We start from the raw sequence: 16,720 nt of genomic DNA, 5'->3' as shown, positions 1-16,720 counted from the left end.
ATTAACAGTAATATACCGAAAATCAATAGTGAAATAATAATTAGGAGACATTTATGGAAATGAAATCACGGAAACTCATCTTTACAGGAACCATCTTATACACAATTGTTGTCTTATATTTTATTTTCTTTGCTTTTAATAGAGTGGATCATACAGCCGGAGTAAATGGATACACATTTATGCTTGTCCCAGAGAGAGTTCCGCTTCAATTCCCAGAACTAACCTCCTCATGGATATTTGACCTTGGAAATATTGTTGCTTTTATTCCTTTTGGTGTACTCATTCCCCTATTGTATCGAATCCGCTTTGGGAAGTTTATAACCTTCTTTATCTTGGCGATTCTCGTTCTGGAAACGCTGCAGGCTTTAACTTATCTTGGCAGCTTTGATGTAGTTGATGTGATATCCAATACTCTAGGTGCAGCAATAGGATATATCGCCTATAGAGTCGGATTTTCTTCAAACATTTCTTATAAAAAGCTTATTGCTTCGGTCCTATCTATTGGTGTTCTTCTAGTTGGAATAATCGTGATTTCGGAAACCATTAATTATGTTGTAGCCAAAAGAGAAGGCCCGATTCAATCATTACACGAGGTGAAAGAAATAAATGGATCTATGCCTATGACTGAAGATCTTCCTAGTTTGACCATATCAGGCAAGAAAATAGAACCCAAAATGAACGTGTATAACAGTGATGGTGCTAAAAGCAAGTCATACACCTACATTTTAGGGAATAAGACAGATGTGAAGTTTTATTCATATTATGGCATTCCAGACAAGGGAGATCTCAAGGGAGAAGTCACTGTACTTGCGGATGGAGGAAACTTTGGAACCTTAAAAGTTCAGTACAATCAAAAAGGTGCAGAACCTTTAAACATACCCTTGGACAAGGTAAACGAACTTACGATTATCGTATCCGGGAATGCTAAACTATGGGACGTTGGATTCAGTGAAATGAAGCATTGGTGGGAGTGAAGAACAAACACGCAATAAATTGAAACCGCGATAATCGCAGCATGCCTGCTGAGAAAGTCTCGATAGCCTTCTTTTTATAAATAGAATGTAGATATGAAAAGCTTCAAAGCAGCCCGGCAGACCCTCAGGTCATGACCGGGTTGTTATGCGTGGCGGTCTTTTTATGGAATGTATGCTCCTTAACAATGAATTACAATCTTAAGCAAAACTTGAAAGATTGACGGCAGGTAATTGGTTAAGGATAATAGACCTATGCTATATACAGCACAAAGGAGATCGAAAATGCCTACCATTACTACAAAGCCATTTGATCAAGAAATGCAAACGATACTAGGTGACTTAACATCTGGATATCATTCCGGGGAATTGAGTAAGAAGAATATCACGGAACTACCTGAGGAGCTATACATCATTGAAGATGGTAATCATATGGTTGGGTATGCCGCGATTTGGGAATATATAAGTGGCAAACAGTTAGTTAACAAGGCCGAACAGAATTATTTCAGTGATGATGAGAGATATCTGCAAAAAGATTTCTATATAGATATAAAAAACAAGACAGATATTATCTTCATAGAAGCATTGGATGTGTTGAAAGATTATGAAGGTAAGGGTTATGCGGCGTTCTTTATGGATTGGCTAAAAGTGAAATATCCTAATAAGAAATTGTACGTATATCCTATAACGACTTCACGTAATTTTTGGTATAAGCAGGATTTCCAGGTCGTCGGGGATACCCTTTGGATGTCCTATAATTAAGTATGTGAGTGTTAAATAAGTGGATGATGAGAGAAAGACAGATCGAAGGATACTCGATCTGTCTTTTTCTTGTCGTTTTATTCATATCTCTTTGTTACTTGGTAGACCACCTAGATATAATTGGTCATTCCTTTTTCCTTCAGCAGTTCAACGATTTCTTTGACAGATTGTGCTTTCTCCTTGGGACAGATTAATAGTGCATCCGGGGTATCAGCAACAATGAAGCCGTCCATACCTATAGTCGTGATGAGTCTACCGTTTCCATAGATGATCGAATTACGTGTATCTATGCCTATATGATTCGCTTTTATAATGTTGCCCGATTCATCAGGAGGAAAGATTGCACCAAGAGCATCCCAGCTGCCGATATCGTTCCAACCAAACTGACCAGACAGAACAACAACTTCATCGGAGCGTTCAAGGATGCCATAATCAATCGAAATATTCTGAAGTGTCGGATAAACCATATTAATGATGTCTTCTTCTTGTTCCGTACCCAATCCTTCGCTGATGGGGAGCATCGACTTATATAGTCGAGGGAGGTAACGCTTGAAGTTATCAATAATAACAGATGTTTTCCAAATGAATATCCCACTATTCCATAAATAGTTACCTGATGATAGATACCCTTGTGCTTTCTGGAAATTGGGTTTCTCCACAAATTCTGCTACCTCGTAAATTGCCACAGGACTAGTAGCAATAGGATCTTTATCAAAAGCAATATAGCCGTAGCCAGTAGAAGGGAAAGTCGGCTTAATACCGATCGTTACGATCTTGTCCGCTTCTATCGCGACAGTACAGGCTTCATCTAATGTAAGCCGGAATTGATCTTCATCCGTTATATAATGATCGGAAGGCAAGACGACCATTAAAGAATCACCGTGGGATTTCTCTATAGATAATGCGGCGAATAGTATACTCGCTGCCGTGTTTCGAGCAACAGGTTCTATCAAGATGTTATGTTTCAATACACTACTATGCATAATGCTTTCCAGCAATACAGCTTGAGTTCGATTCGTAACGATGACTGTATTTTCCTGAGGGATAATACCTTTGAATCGTTCGATCGTATCGTTTAACATAATATCGTTTCCACTAATATTGAGAAGTTGTTTGGGAATTTCTTGTCTAGAGAGTGGCCAGAATCGGGTTCCGCCCCCGCCTGCAAGGATTGTAGCAAATTTATTCATGATTCATTACCAAATGAGCAATAGAGAAGGATATGATACTTTCCGACCCTTGATTAAGGTTCAACCCAGTCGAATGGATACCATCATAACAAGCCCCTGTTTGAGGATCTATTAGAGACTTTTGTAAGGAATTATGTCCCAGATACCATTCATAACATAAGGATGCTTGTTTCAGATAGATAGGATCTTGAAGCACTATAGTTGCTTCCTTGCACGCAAGGAGCATTTCACATGCTTCAATGGGTTGTTCGTCGTACGGAGCGGATGTTCCATCACGCATTAACCAGCCATGGCTACCAATAGGCTTATAATATCCTTCTTTAGAAAAGGTCTTGGATGCTAGAAAGTCCAGACTTTCCTTAGCTGTTTCCTTTAAAAGAATGTTATCTGAAATGCTGAATGCTTTTAATAGTGCCCATGGTAGCATCGAGTTTCCGTAGGTAAGGCTGTCTTCGAACCAATTCCAATCGGTACCCTTATTGCGAATATATTGATTGTGTAATCGGGTTGCCATATTTTCGATCAGATCGACGATGAATGCTTTAGGTAGAAAAGCCTTTTCTTCGATAGTACTTGGTGTATGGGGATATGGAAAAGAATAAGTTAAAGCATCAGGTGTTTCTATTAAGTAACTTAGACCGATGATGGCATAGGCATTAGCACGGGGAGAACCCAGTGCATTGAGATGCGGTAATGCCTGATTAATTAAATAACGACAGGTATTCAGTAGATTATCTGGCAGAGAGGCAGAATGAGAAAGAGCAAATCCAAGTGCCCATATCGTGCGTCCTTGGCAGTCCTCTGAGCCACTCTCCTCAACGAATGAACGGTTATAATCCATGAAATTTCTGAAGTTACCATCCGCATTCTGTGAGTGATGAATGAATGAAATATAGGTATGAATGAGGTTGAGTGTGTCTGAATCTTGATTATTTGTGTACAATAATACAGCTGCAATTAATGCCCGTGCATTATCATCTGTCGTATAACCTTTAGAACGATCAGGAACTCCGAACTTGGTATGTTGAAAAATACCTGTATCATCGGTTATTCTGCTTATATAGTCGGACTTGAACTGTAATAAGGTGGGTATTGGCATTAAATCACTCCTTAAGTTTTGCTTAAGCAAAACTGGCATCGTAAGCATAGACTTAGTTTTGTTTTAGCAAAACTTTTACTTAGGCAAATTTGGCATCGAAAGCATTTATTTTGGTTAGCTCTGAAATGATAATTTTTTCTTGAAAGATGGTGGCATAGGTTTTGGCGATTTCGCTCCACATCATGGTCTTTCCAAGTTCATGTGTGCGATGTTCCATTTCTTGTATAGTAGTAGGATTATTCAATAATTGGAGGATACAAGCTTCTAATGAGGCAGAATTGCGGAAGTCTGCTAGCATCCCTCGTCCTTCAGCTAGCATTTCTTCGGCATATCGATAAGGAGTAGATACTATAACTCTTCCGTATCCGACGCCGTACGCCAAAGTGCCACTTACGGCCTGATCCTTACCTAAGTAAGGAGTCATGTAGATGTCCGTCATGACAAGTGATTGAATGACTTCTTTCTGTGTTAGAAGCTTGTCGACGAAGTGAACGTTTGACTTTAGGTCATATTCGTCCACAAGATCGGACAACTTTTGTCTATATACCTCACCTGTTTCTTGTTTGACGACAGGATGTGTTTTCCCCCAGATGATATATAGAGAATCCGGATGCTGTTTAACAACGCCACGCATGGCTTCTATACCATATTCAATTCCTTTACCAGGACTGAGGAATCCAAATGTGGATATAATTTTGCGATCAGCATAGCCATATTGTTCTTTAAGTGTTGATCTGGATTCAGTCTTGACATAAGGTACGCCATGGTGAATAAAAGTGACCTTTGCAGCTTCGATTCCATAAATGGAGGTTAAATCCTGCACTGTGGATTGAGCCATCGTTACGACTTGAGCACTTAGTTCAGCGACTCGGTTCATAATCTGTCTCTGCTTGGCAGAAGGTTTAGTTAATACGGTATGAAATATAACGATATATGGAATAGTAAGTCTCTCAACGAAAGGAATTAGATACTCCCCGCTTTCCCCGCCATAAATACCGAATTCATGCTGGATAACGAGAAGATCAACATTAGACAAGTTGAGATAATCAGCTGTATCTGTATAGTCAGACAAATTGTGTTGATCAATCTCTTTTATAACTTGATCCTGATAATGGTAAGTTTCATTGTTGTTGATGGCAATAATACGAGGTTTGTTGAAGCCTTGAATGTGTTCGAGTTGGTCTAGTAAATCTTGTGTAAATGTAGCAATACCGCATTCTCTAGGTAAACTTGTTCCTAGAAAAACGATGTTCCGATTGCTGGTTTTATCGTTCATAATAAGAGCCTCCATATTGGTTCATGATTTTTGGATAAAAAAAAGAAAATAAAGAGGTCTTTATTTCTGAAAGGAAATACTTTATATTTATTTACAAAAAATAGTAATTATGGCCTAGACACACTATAACATGACCATTTTTTCTTGTCAATTTATTGACTACCCATCATTTTCCATATATATTAATGCAGGAGGTGGATGTATGTCAGTCATACGAAGTCATTTGAAAGAGGTTATGGAGAATCATGATCCTAAGTTGTCTATACGTAAACTTGCAAAGGATGTTAATTATCACTTTGATTCTATACGTCGTATGTATAAAGATGAGATGGTACAGTATCCTAGGGATTTGTTGTTAAAGCTTTGTCTATATTTCAATGTCCAGCCTGGACAACTTATTAGGATCGATGATCACAAGGAATGTGTTCTGACGATAGATGAATCAATCGATCATAAGGAGGACGGCAATGACAATGAAACCAATACTACCGGAAACATGTAAGCAACTTCTGGAGACATTTTATGCGTTGCCACGCAAGACGACAGTGGAGAAGCTAGTGTTCGCCGGTGTTGGAAATCGAGATGTATATAATATAACGGCCCCGTTTCGGTATGGTGGGGAGGAAGTGATCTTAGGAAGAGTTGAGGAACGGGATAGTGAGTTCTCTCAAGTCTTCTTTTTTACATGTGATCATCAAGTGTGGAGTCCTCGTAAACACACCCATACCTATAATTTGCAGGACCCTTGTACAACAATCATTAAGGGTGAATTAATTGTCGGTGGAGTTGAAGTAATCACTTCTGCCAAAAATCCAGGTAAAATTATATCATGGGTTACGCAATTCTATCGTGGGTTTCAAATTGATTCTTTATGCCACTTCTCATCTGGACCCGGTACGATGAAGGATATTCGCCTAATTGAGCTTACCGATGGTAGGGTAGGTGTATTTACAAGACCTCAAGGATTAAAAGGTGGAAGAGGACAAATTGGATTTACAATAATCGACTCACTTGATGAGCTCAATGAGCAGACTTTTATTAAGGCAGAAGTGCTTCACAATCAATTTGTTCCTGAAGAATGGGGCGGTGCGAACGAAGCACATTTATTGAGTAATGGTCATGTGGGGGTTCTGGGGCATATAGCTTGTTTTGATAGATTAGATAACAAACACTATTATGCGATGGTTTTCACGATTAACCCTGCTACCTGTGAGACGACACCTATTAAGATTATTGCTACAAGAAGTGATTTTCCAAAAGGTCCTGGGAAGCGATTAGATCTACAAGATGTTATTTTTAGCGGCGGAATTATACGATTATACAATGGTATGGCTGCTCTTTCCGTTGGGGTTAGTGATGCGGAGGCTTATCAGATTGAAATTCCTGATCCTTTTATAGAGTATGAATAAGGAGTAAGAAACAGCTTTTCTTATCTAATATCCATAAAGACAGTGGTGTGAAAGTTCATGTTTATGAACCTAGACATTGCTGTTTTTTAGTTTGCAGGGATGAGTACGTAAGACGACTTCCTATAGTGTTATACTGTGCTATTTTTCTTAAAAGAAATGATTGGATAAATTGACGTAATGAAATTATGTGATTAGAGGAACATGCATTTTGTTTAATTAAGAGTAATTAGACAAATATTAAATTGGGTTGATTAAATAATGTATGGGTACATTGAATAGGTTTATAAAGGAGTTCATATAGATGAAATTATCAAAGAAGAAGAAGGTTAACGTTGGTGTTGGTTTCGTAACAGGACGAAAAAATTTTAAAAATGTTGTGAAAGCATATATTGATGATTGGAACGAATCCAAAATAGTCGATCATAAGAAGAATGCCCTTCACTTGTTTGTTGCTTACGATTTAAAATACAAAGGCACAAAAGTTAGTGATTACAAGATTATAGACGAAGACATGTTGGATATGGTCGATTCGGCACATTACTTAGGGAATTCCTCGATAGCAAACGAAGTGCAATATCTTCTTGATAAAAAAGTAATTCATTTAAAAGAGGCTAAATTGATATTCGGTGAAGGGTACGCGATGAAAAGAAATGCGGTTCTGTACTTCGCAGTGAAAAACAAAATGGATTATCTTATTTTCCTTGATGATGACGAATACCCTGTAGCTAATTTAAATATTAATGATAACCTCGTTTGGAAAGGGCAAGAGGTTCTATCCACACATATTAGCAATATTAATAATGCGGATATGACACATGGGCATCATTGTGGTTACATATCTCCAATACCCTATTTGGATTTCAATGATAAGCTCTCTGAAGACGAGTTTAGAATCTTCATAGAATCGATAAGCAACGATATTATTAACTGGGATTCAGTAAAACAAATCATGAATAATGGTGGAGTGACCTATGCTGATCTAGATACAATGAATAGTAAACGCAAGAAAGTTGTTAAGGAAATCGATGGAATGAAATTTATATCGGGTGCTAATTTGGGTTTTAATCTGAAGACAATTGATACATTATTTCCATTCTATAACCCACCTGGAGCAAGAGGTGAAGACACTTTTTTAAGTACATGCATTACGGAGTGTAATATAAGAAAAGTTCCCTGTTATACCTTCCATGATGGATTCTCCTCTTATCAGCATTTGCTATCTGGTGTACTTCCAAACCAATTAAAAGCGATGAGGGTTGATTCAAGCGGGATTACTAAAAGATTCTTAAGAGCGGCGATCGGTTGGATAAGGTATAAACCGCTTTTGCTGTATATCACTCAAAGAGATACTTACGAAACAGAAATGTTGAAAATGAAAGAAGACTTATCCGTTGTCCTACCGAAAATAAGCGATTATTTTGGGAATAAGGAATTTGAAAGCATATTGGATGAACTTGAATTTTATCATCAACATGTGGAGGAACATTTTATAGCTTTTGAAAATACAAAATCAGCATGGGCGAAAATAATGACCTTTTTAAAAAATCATTGAAAGACTACATACGTCTCACCGTATACGTAGGATCTAATATGGGGAACGATATTTAAATGATGTGAATTGCTCTAAACTAAATACAAGAGGTGTTCCTAATGTGGTTCTCAAAGTCAAAAGAAGATGTGCTGCAAGAGCTTCAAGTAAACGTAGCAACGGGGCTGACAACGTCTGAGGCCCAATCTAGACTTGAGCAATATGGACCTAATGAGCTAAAAGGTAAACCCAAAAAGAGCATGATAGCTCTATTCTTTGCGCAAATGAAAGATATGTTGATTTATGTTCTTCTAGCTGCAGCGGTTGTAACATTAGTGATTGGAGAATTTGTAGATGCCATTATCATTTTTGCCGTAGTCATTCTAAATGCGGTAATCGGTGTGATTCAAGAAAGCAAAGCGGAAAAAGCGATTGAGGCACTGCAACAAATGACGACCCCTAAAGCACTTGTCAGACGTGACGGAGAAGTGAGAGAAATACCATCCGAGGACATTGTTCCAGGTGATATCGTTATTCTGGATGCGGGAAGATTTATCTCTGCTGACTTGCGGTTACTAGAAAGTGCCAACCTGCAAATTGAGGAATCTGCGTTAACCGGCGAATCCGTGCCATCAGACAAAGACGCGAATGCGTTACTTACAAATTCCAAAATTCCTATAGGTGATAAGTCTAATATGGCATTTATGTCTACTCTGGTTACCTATGGGCGAGGCGAAGGCATTGCTGTAGCAACGGCTATGAATACAGAAATGGGAAGAATAGCGAGAATTCTAGATGAAGATCACAAGGAGTTAACCCCGCTTCAGAAAAAGTTAGAGGAACTAGGAAAGACTTTAGGATATATTGCGATTGGTATCTGTGTATTCATTCTTATTGTTGCTCTGATCCAAAAAAGAGACTTATTCGAAATGTTATTGACGGCAATTAGTCTAGCGGTTGCGGCTATTCCCGAAGGTCTTGCTGCGATCGTGGCGATTGTGCTAGCGCTTGGTGTTACAAGAATGTCGAAGATTAATGCCATCGTGAAAAAGTTACCGGCCGTTGAAACGTTAGGTTCAGTGAATATCATTTGCTCTGATAAAACAGGTACACTTACTCAAAATAAAATGTCTGTCGTAAAGCATTACACATCTCCACATGAAGTTCAGAGTGAAGAGCCTCCTGTTGAGTTGATTAAAGCTCTTGTATTATGTTCAGATGCTACCTTCGAACATGGAAAGAGTACCGGAGATCCAACGGAAGTAGCTTTAGTCATATTCGGTGATCAGAATCATTTATCTAAACGATCTTTAGATGCAGAATTCAAAAGAGTTTCCGAAAAGCCTTTTGATTCTGATCGAAAGCTAATGTCTACGTTAAATGCAACCTCAACGGGGGGCTATCGCGTTCATACGAAGGGGGCTATTGATCAGCTATTACAAATATCAACCACAGCATTAGTGAATGGTGAAGTGGTGTCCCTGACACAAGAAATGAAGTCTCAATATCTTGCTGCTGCAGAAGGTATGTCCAACGATGCCTTAAGAGTGCTTGCTACCGCTTATAAGAATACTGATCAAGTCATTGATCCTAATGCAATGGAACAAGATCTTACCTTTCTTGGATTCGTTGGTATGATTGATCCGCCTAGACTTGAAGTGAAGGATTCAATAAGAGAAGCGAAAGTTGCCGGAATTACTTCGGTGATGATCACTGGAGATCATAAGAATACTGCATTTGCTATTGCGAAAGAACTTGGCATTGCAAATACCATCACGCAAAGTATGACAGGTGCGGAAATTGATGAACTGTCAGACGAAGCATTTGCGAAACAAATCAATGACTATAGAGTTTTTGCCAGAGTGTCACCTGAGCACAAAGTAAAAATTATTAAAGCCTTTAAGGCACAAGGGAACATCGTCTCCATGACGGGGGACGGAGTTAATGATGCATCATCCCTAAAATATGCTGATATTGGGGTAGCTATGGGGATTACCGGGACCGATGTATCCAAAAGTGCAAGCGATATGATATTAACAGATGATAACTTCACGACCATCGTACAGGCGATTAGGGAAGGTAGGAATATATACTTAAATATTCGAAAGGCAGTTATTTTCCTACTATCCTGTAACCTTGGAGAAGTTATTGCTATTCTGGCCTCGATCCTATTCTTTTGGCCTATACCGCTGCTACCTACCCAGATTCTATGGGTTAACCTTGTAACGGATACATTACCTGCCATTGCCCTAGGAGTTGATCCTGGTGATAAAGATGTGATGAAGAAGAAACCAAGGGATCCTAAAGAAGGATTCTTTGCAAAAGGTGCAGGTCTGCAAGCCGTGATCGGTGGTGTACTGATCGGAATATTAACCATATTGGCCTTTTACCTAGGATTGTATGAATATGGATATAACCTCGGCTCAAGTTCCATTTCTGAGGACGCCATGACTTATGCGAGAACGATGGCCTTTGTTGTACTTGCAACGTCACAATTGTTCTATTCATTATCGATGAGAAGCGAAACAAAGAATATATTTCAAGTCGGATTGTTTACAAATAAGTACTTGGTAGGGGCAATAATCATTGGATTACTTCTACAGTTTGCGGTGATTTCGATACCCGTATTTGCTTCAGCATTTAAGGTGCAATTCCTTTCATTCGGGGATTGGTTATTGGTTATTGGATTAGGATTAGTCCCACTCATTGTAAATGAATGCATTAAATTGTTCCGGAGGAGCACCAAACAGTGATGCATCTCTCGTGAAGAATCACAAAAAATACGACACAAAGAAAATCGCACTTTAAAATGGCGTACCATCCACCATTTCAAGTGCGATTTCTTGTACATGCAATATATCTCAAAGGACAGCATTGCCGTTTTTACTTGTTTGGAGGGAGTTGCTGATTGAGTTTTTCACTTTTAATTGCCAACTGTTTAGATAATTCAGCTTGTAAAGAATTGCTTTGTTTGATATCTTCCTTTAGTTTACTTATCCGACTCATTTTACTGCTTAAGTCGTGAGCTGAAGTACTTAGTTTCATATCTCTTTCTAATTGATTTATTTTGGAAAGTGCCTTTTCTGCCCTTTTCTTTTCATTATTTTGTTTGGTGTGAATGTCAGCTATTTCTTTATTTAAGTTACTTACAACCGTTTTAGTGAAACTAATAGGCATGTAGACAGCTCCTAATCGTAGTATAGAATCACACCATTTTACTATAAATAGCAGCGATTCACCAATTGAGAAGAACCCGGAAGACCTTTGGGTCATATCCGGGTTGTTCCCATTTCTAGTGTGATTAAGAAGTAAGGATCTATATTACTTAATTGAATAGGGTAATTTGAATGTCCATAATTCCGTACCATTGTCTGTAGATGTACTATCCACGCCGAAATCATTGTCATTGATAATGACAAGCGTGTTGCCATTAATAAGTGAGATCCCCTCGATTTTCTCATAGGGATATTGATACTCAACAGAATCCAGTACAGTTCGTTTAGTTGGGGGGAGGATCCCGTTGATTTTTAGATCAGTGGTTGTCATCTGTTCAAGCGTCTTACCAGCAGTAGAAGCATCGTCATACTTACTGAGGATATTCGTAGCGGTAGAAAGATCGATGGCGTAGATGCGTTTCAATTGTGCTTTGTCACCTGTAAATTTATCACGTTCATCGATGAGCAGTGTGTTCTCATTGATGGCCATCATGTCGGAGATGACGATATCAGCTTGAACTAAATTATTGAATTTCGTAGCATCTTCTAAGACATAGGCATATTCAGCTACGGGTTTAAGTGATGCTAACTCGAATTTGATGATCCGGACTTGGCGTGAGTTATCCATGTCTTTATCGGGGTTACGTAGAGCATTCTGCATCGCCATGAACATGTATTTGCCATCAGGCGTAATGCCGACGGATTCTGCACCACGATTTTGACGTAGCTTATTATACACGGATGGTAGTACTTCCCGTACTGGAACTAGTGGTGTTGATACTTGCTCCGCCCAGCCTTTAGGTACAATACGTTCAATAATCGTACCATCCCGTTGGACATGTACAATGGATGGACCGTACTCATCTGATATCCAGAACGTGTCGTCTTGTGCGTTATAGGCAATACCTTCAATATCGAGACCATATGGATCATAGGATAGTGCTTTCTCTCCTTTAGCGTCATAAGGTGACTCATCACGACCCTTGATATTGGGTAACCCTGTAACATGGGTTGTACCTGTTGTTGGATTGATACCCTTCAATATCAAAGGAATTTGTTCTAGGATCATAATTTTCCCGTCGTTGAGCTGAATTTTATAGATTGTTGGCGTGTAATCAGCTAGTGGAAACGTACGAAGCGTCTTACCATTGACGTCAACTTGCCCATTGGGTCCACGGTCTGCTGTTGAGTAGAATACATTGTCTGGGTCACCTGGTACATGTGTTAATGAGGAGCCAACACCCATTTTGATTCCATCTGCCAAGTCTGGAGCATTTAGCGTATATTTTCCGGTCAATAGAGGTTTGTCTGTCAAAGCAACACTGCCGCGGAACTCGTCCCAATCCACATATTTACCAAGTGTATCGCTGAGTGATCGAATAGGTAAGAATAGACTGCCGTCAATATTGATCGCTGAAGTCGAAGGTTTAACCTCAAGTCCATTATTGGAGTATGTAATCTTCTCTGCTGTTGTTCCAGTTACATTCGCTGCAGATGCCAGATTTGTCCCGAGAGTAAGGGTAAGTGCTGTCGTTGCTGTGATCAGAAGTTTCTTATTCAATTTATTAATCTCCCTTCGAACTGTTATATCATGACTATGTAATATGTTATCAATAGATTGTTAACGCTAAATCATTATAGATGCTTCATTATGTAAAAATTATGGCCGTGATATATTTAATTAAGAGGATAGAAGTGGAAGAGATATAAATCATTGACAAATGTCTCCATGAAGGAAAATAGAACAATGTGTCGAATAAGCTAAAAAGTTCAAATTATCCACCTTCATTAGGAGAAGCGAGACAGACGAAGCCTATAATAGTATTTAATGTAGTATTAAATATGACAATGAATTATAAAAATGCATTGAAGGAAACCATTTTGGGGGAATAATGAATGATTCAAGTAACAGAATCACGTAGTAAACAACTGAATTATACGGGGATTACAGAGGAAGATCTCACTTATTTAAGTGAACAACGAGAACATTTTAAAGCGATTACAAACATCGTCGTCGATCATTTATATGATCATATCTATGAGCAACCTGAACTCGTGGAAATTATCAGTAAGAATAGCACCATAGAGCGATTGAAGGAAATGCAAAGATGGTACTTCATGACGATGGTAGAAGGCCATATCGATATGGAGTTCATCGAGAAAAGGCTAATCATCGGGAAGGTACATTCACGAATTGGGCTCACAACGAATTGGTACTTGGGCACATATATGATCTATTTAGATGTAGCTGTTCAGCACCTTCAGAAGATTGTTCCTGACCAATGGATGAAGGTTACGCTTAGTCTATCTAAGATATTTAACTTTGATTCTCAGTTAGTATTAGAAGCTTATGAAAATGATGAGAAGAAGAAGATTCAAGATCTGTCGGATGAACGAGATGTAACGCTAACGAAGGTGAATAAAGCAGTGCAGGATCTTGTACTGATGATAGTAGAGTTAAGTGGCAGTAGTCAGACCATTGCAGATACGGCAACACATACCGCAGATCTTCAAGACCAAGCATATCATAAAGTAGACTTACTTCGTTCAAGATTGAGAGAAATAACGGCAGTTGGTGATTTATTACAACAAGTATCAGATCAGACTCATTTACTTGGACTGAATGCAGCAATAGAAGCAGCACATGCTGGAGAATTTGGCAGGGGTTTCGGTGTGGTAGCAGATGAAATTCGTAAATTAGCCTCACATTCTAAAGATTCACTTAAGGATATAAAATCCAAAATAAATGAAATCGCTTTCGTCCTTCATGAAGTCATGCAGGATTCGGAAAGAACAACCTTGCTTGCAAGGGAGCAAGCGGCAAGCTCACAAGAATTAACTGCTTTTGTTAATATGATAGAATCGGTTACGGAGCAATTAGAAAATATAAAATAATATACGTATCGTCCACGTTAGGCCAGGAAATACTGATGAAGAAGTTCATATATTTCCATATAAACAGATGCCGTCTTTGAAAAAGGACGGCATTGTTGGTTCTATTTGGATGTTCATGATGAAATAGTGACGATGAATATGGATTTGTTACCATAAGTGCGCTCTTTTGTGGTATCCTTATTTGTTATGACGTAAATGATGATATCCTTGAAGATGCTGTCAAGGGATGTCGAATGTTACGTGATCTAGAATACATGTATTGAAAATTAAGGAGATAAAATGACATTTAATGATTTAAAAATTATACCTGAGATACTTAAGGCTTTAGCTAAAGAGAATTATACTACGCCTACACCCATACAAGAACAATCGATTCCATCTGTATTAGCAGGTAAAGATTTACTTGGTTGCGCGCAGACCGGAACGGGAAAGACGGCTGCTTTTGCAATACCGATTATTCAGCGGTTATGTGAACAACAGATTAAACCGACTACACTACGCCGTATTCGCTCACTAATTCTTACACCAACAAGAGAACTTGCGCTTCAGATTTCAGAGAACATTGATGCGTATAGTCAATTCACAAATTTACGTTGTACGGCTATCGTAGGTGGAGTTTCTCAAAAGGTACAGGAGCGGGCGCTTAATCAAGGTGCGGACATTATTATTGCCACACCGGGCAGACTTATCGATTTAATAAATCAAAAACGTATTGATCTACAATACGTCCAAATATTGGTTCTTGATGAAGCAGATCGTATGTTAGATATGGGCTTCATTCATGATGTGAAGCGAATCATTACGAAGATGCCAAGTAAGAAACAAACCTTGTTCTTCTCAGCAACAATGCCTCCAGAAATAACAAAAATGGTCAAAACGTTGTTAGTGAATCCTGTGAAAGTAGAAATCACTCCGGTATCTTCAACAGTGGATAGAATTACGCAGTCTTTATATATGGTAGACAAAGCCAACAAACAGAAGCAATTGAATCACATCCTACAAGATAAGTCGATTGTTTCAGCATTGGTGTTTACGCGTACGAAACACGGAGCAGATCGAGTTGTCCGTGAATTGGATAAAGTGAAAATTTCTGCTCAGGCTATTCATGGTAACAAATCTCAAAATGCCCGCCAATCGGCATTGAGCAATTTCAAAAGTGGTGTAACACGTGTGTTAGTAGCTACAGATATTGCAGCAAGAGGAATAGATATTGATGAGCTCTCTCATGTGATTAACTTCAACCTTCCTAATATTCCAGAAACTTATGTTCACCGCATCGGTCGTACAGGTAGAGCTGGATTAAGTGGAAGTGCGATCTCATTCTGTGAAGTAGAAGAAATTCCATATCTGAAGGATATAGAGAAATTGATCGGAAAGACGATTCCTCTAGTGGAGGATAATCCCTATCCAATGCTAATTACAACACCACCTGCAAAGGTGTCAGGATCATCATCTAAATCTGGAGGTTCACCTAAATCTGCAGGTTCGTCGAATCGTGGAGGGTCATCGAAAACTTCTGCTACGAAACCTGACAAGTTCAAGTCGAACCCGAAGAAACCTAAGTCCGAATGGTTCAAAAAGGGAAGCAAAACAACGAGATAGTTTATAGATATTAGGTTTGTTTACTTTTAAGAGTCAAGAGCAATAATAGACCTAGATAAGGTATAATAAACACTGAGGCATGACAAATATTGTTTCTAATACGTTGTTAATGATTTCATATAGAAGGGAATTGAATGGTTTGAATAATGAAGAAGTAATGAATGAAGAATTGAATAATGAAGAAATCGTGGAGAATATTCCAACAATAGAAGAGATGAAAAAGGCTGCGAATGGTACATCCAATTGGAGAGCACGGGTTCAAGCGGTTGAAGCTCTAGGTGAGTTGGGCGACCAACAAGCGATCGGTATCCTTTCACGCATTATGGCGAATGACTCTGTCTATAAAGTTCAAGAAGCGGCTTTCCATGCACTTAAAGAATGTGGCGAAGATGTTGAGTTACCACCAAGAAAAACAGGTGAGTTGTTTAAAGGGGTAACTAAAATCTTATTAAGAGTTAAGAAGAGTCTACCTGCAGGTCATACTTTTGAAGAGTTCAAAGAGAAACTTCATAAGATGAGAATTGATATTTATGATACGTACGAAGGTGATAAGGGCGAGGATTTCGACAAATGGCTTGAGAGCGTCTGGTCTTATACACCGAAGAAATAGAGAGTGAACGATTAGCACGGAAATGTGAAAAGACAGAGGGAGATAACTCACTCTGTTTTTTTTGTTCTTTTTAAAAATATAAGAATTTATAAGTATTTTTGCTTATAAATAGGCTTATATTTCAACGCTAAACGTTTCTTCGCCGCTAAAGGACGGCGAGGCC

Annotated in this window: 14 protein-coding genes and 1 pseudogene; 10 read left to right on the top strand and 5 right to left on the bottom strand. The window is 38.7% G+C overall.

From position 1 onward, the window contains the following. The first annotated feature begins 59 nt into the window (after positions 1-59). Positions 60-974: a VanZ family protein gene (locus AC1D69_RS15450; RefSeq protein WP_495457035.1), complete on the top strand. Its 915-nt coding sequence runs from the start codon at positions 60-62 to the stop codon at positions 972-974. A gap of 282 nt (positions 975-1,256) precedes the next feature. Beyond that, positions 1,257-1,733: a GNAT family protein gene (locus AC1D69_RS15445; RefSeq protein WP_495457034.1), complete on the top strand. Its 477-nt coding sequence runs from the start codon at positions 1,257-1,259 to the stop codon at positions 1,731-1,733. A 110-nt stretch (positions 1,734-1,843) separates the two neighbouring features. Here AC1D69_RS15445 and AC1D69_RS15440 read toward each other — a convergent pair whose 3' ends face one another. The 3 genes from AC1D69_RS15440 to AC1D69_RS15430 all read right to left on the bottom strand — a co-directional run bounded on the left by AC1D69_RS15440 (position 1,844) and on the right by AC1D69_RS15430 (position 5,298). Then, complete coding sequence (locus AC1D69_RS15440; protein ID WP_495457033.1) at positions 1,844-2,923, bottom strand: mannose-1-phosphate guanylyltransferase; 1,080 nt, start codon at positions 2,921-2,923, stop codon at positions 1,844-1,846. Continuing rightward, positions 2,916-4,022 (bottom strand): glycosyltransferase, encoded by a 1,107-nt coding sequence (locus AC1D69_RS15435; protein WP_495457032.1) that lies wholly within the window; start codon positions 4,020-4,022, stop codon positions 2,916-2,918. The genes AC1D69_RS15440 and AC1D69_RS15435 overlap by 8 nt, the downstream gene beginning before the upstream one ends. Before the next feature lie 79 nt (positions 4,023-4,101). Then, positions 4,102-5,298: a glycosyltransferase family 4 protein gene (locus AC1D69_RS15430; protein ID WP_495457031.1), complete on the bottom strand. Its 1,197-nt coding sequence runs from the start codon at positions 5,296-5,298 to the stop codon at positions 4,102-4,104. Between the two features lie 202 nt (positions 5,299-5,500). Between AC1D69_RS15430 and AC1D69_RS15425 the strand changes: the two genes are divergently transcribed. The 4 genes from AC1D69_RS15425 (at position 5,501) to AC1D69_RS15410 (ending at position 10,988) form a co-directional block, all read left to right on the top strand. Beyond that, positions 5,501-5,800, top strand: coding sequence for a helix-turn-helix domain-containing protein (locus AC1D69_RS15425; protein ID WP_495457030.1), 300 nt, complete (start codon positions 5,501-5,503; stop codon positions 5,798-5,800). Continuing rightward, complete coding sequence (locus tag AC1D69_RS15420; RefSeq protein WP_495457029.1) at positions 5,766-6,707, top strand: DUF1861 family protein; 942 nt, start codon at positions 5,766-5,768, stop codon at positions 6,705-6,707. Before AC1D69_RS15425 ends, AC1D69_RS15420 begins: the two co-directional genes overlap by 35 nt. A 301-nt stretch (positions 6,708-7,008) precedes the next feature. Then, positions 7,009-8,259, top strand: coding sequence for a hypothetical protein (locus AC1D69_RS15415; protein ID WP_495457028.1), 1,251 nt, complete (start codon positions 7,009-7,011; stop codon positions 8,257-8,259). A 98-nt stretch (positions 8,260-8,357) separates the two neighbouring features. Beyond that, a complete protein-coding gene (locus tag AC1D69_RS15410) occupies positions 8,358-10,988 on the top strand; it encodes a cation-translocating P-type ATPase (protein WP_495457027.1) in 2,631 nt (876 codons plus the stop codon). Between the two features lie 130 nt (positions 10,989-11,118). Here AC1D69_RS15410 and AC1D69_RS15405 read toward each other — a convergent pair whose 3' ends face one another. Together AC1D69_RS15405 and AC1D69_RS15400 are read right to left on the bottom strand one after the other, a co-directional pair. Next, complete coding sequence (locus AC1D69_RS15405; protein WP_495457026.1) at positions 11,119-11,412, bottom strand: hypothetical protein; 294 nt, start codon at positions 11,410-11,412, stop codon at positions 11,119-11,121. A 144-nt stretch (positions 11,413-11,556) separates the two neighbouring features. Continuing rightward, complete coding sequence (locus tag AC1D69_RS15400) at positions 11,557-13,011, bottom strand: esterase-like activity of phytase family protein (RefSeq protein ID WP_495457025.1); 1,455 nt, start codon at positions 13,009-13,011, stop codon at positions 11,557-11,559. Between the two features lie 335 nt (positions 13,012-13,346). Here AC1D69_RS15400 and AC1D69_RS15395 point away from each other — a divergent pair. The 4 genes and pseudogenes from AC1D69_RS15395 to AC1D69_RS15380 all read left to right on the top strand — a co-directional run. Continuing rightward, a pseudogene (locus AC1D69_RS15395) lies at positions 13,347-13,805 on the top strand (protoglobin domain-containing protein); the annotation flags it as partial. A 90-nt stretch (positions 13,806-13,895) separates the two neighbouring features. Further along, complete coding sequence (locus AC1D69_RS15390; protein ID WP_495457129.1) at positions 13,896-14,345, top strand: methyl-accepting chemotaxis protein; 450 nt, start codon at positions 13,896-13,898, stop codon at positions 14,343-14,345. Positions 14,346-14,624: 279 nt separating this feature from the next. Further along, positions 14,625-15,947 (top strand): DEAD/DEAH box helicase, encoded by a 1,323-nt coding sequence (locus AC1D69_RS15385; RefSeq protein ID WP_495457024.1) that lies wholly within the window; start codon positions 14,625-14,627, stop codon positions 15,945-15,947. A gap of 169 nt (positions 15,948-16,116) precedes the next feature. Continuing rightward, the gene (locus AC1D69_RS15380; protein WP_495457128.1) at positions 16,117-16,557 is read left to right on the top strand and encodes a HEAT repeat domain-containing protein; all 441 of its coding nucleotides are present in this window, start codon (positions 16,117-16,119) and stop codon (positions 16,555-16,557) included. Positions 16,558-16,720 lie beyond the last annotated feature (163 nt).

The organism is Paenibacillus sp. Y301 (assembly GCF_059445505.1).
This window is presented reverse-complemented; position numbering and strand designations above follow the sequence as displayed.